Origin of the sequence: Streptomyces xanthophaeus (assembly GCF_000725805.1) — a bacterium.
GTDB lineage: Bacteria > Actinomycetota > Actinomycetes > Streptomycetales > Streptomycetaceae > Streptomyces > Streptomyces xanthophaeus.
On sequence record NZ_JOFT01000099.1, the window covers coordinates 1 to 864 of the forward strand.

Consider the following 864-nt stretch of genomic DNA (forward strand, 5'->3'; position numbering starts at 1 on the left):
GAGGGTGGCTTGGGTGAGGTGGGGGTGGGTGGTGAGGACGGTTTCGATTTCGGTGGGTTCGATGCGGAAGCCGCGGATCTTGATCTGGGTGTCGGTGCGGCCGGTGTAGTGGAGGTTGCCGTGGGTGTCCCAGTGGGCTTGGTCTCCGGTGCGGTAGAGGCGGGTGCCGGGGGGGCCGTAGGGGTTGGGGATGAAGGTGGTTGCGGTGGTGGTGGGTTGGGTGAGGTAGCCGTGTGCGAGTCCGTCGCCGGTGAGGTAGAGCTCGCCGGTGGTGCCGGGCGGGGTGGGGTTGAGGTGGGTGTCGAGGACGTAGGCGTGTTTGTTGGTGAGGGGCCGTCCGATGGGGAGCGGGCCTTGGACCTCGGCGCTGGGGCGGACGGTGTGGGTGGTGGTGAAGCCCATGGATTCGGCGGGGCCGTAGCCGTTGGTGATGGTGACGTGCGGGTGGAGCCCGTGGAGCCGGTGGACGTGGGTGGGGGAGGCGGGCTCGCCTCCGGTGTAGACGATCCGGGTGCTGGCGAAGGTGTCGGGGTGTTCGTCGGTGAGGTAGTTGAAGAGGCTGGAGGACAGCTGGAGCATCGTGACGCCGTGCTGTGATGCGAGGTGTGCGATGAGGGCGGGTTCGGGTCGTTGTCCTGGCTGGAGGACGGTGGTTCCGCCGTGGAGGAGTGCTCCCCAGAATTCGAGGCTGAAGGCGTCCCAGGAGACGGGGGAGCACTGGAGGAAGACCTGGCCGGGGCCGAAGTCGGCGTAGGTCTGGGCGGTGAGGGTGGAGACGAGGTTGCGGTGGGAGGAGAGGATGCCTTTGGGGCGTCCGGTGGAGCCGGAGGTGAACATCACGCAGGCCACGTCCGACGGCGACAG

At 67.9% G+C, this 864-nt stretch carries 1 protein-coding gene; it reads right to left on the reverse strand.

The window, feature by feature from the left end:
* On the reverse strand, positions 1 to 864 hold an 864-nt coding region (locus tag IO30_RS0129060; RefSeq protein WP_031147807.1), incomplete at both ends, for an AMP-binding protein.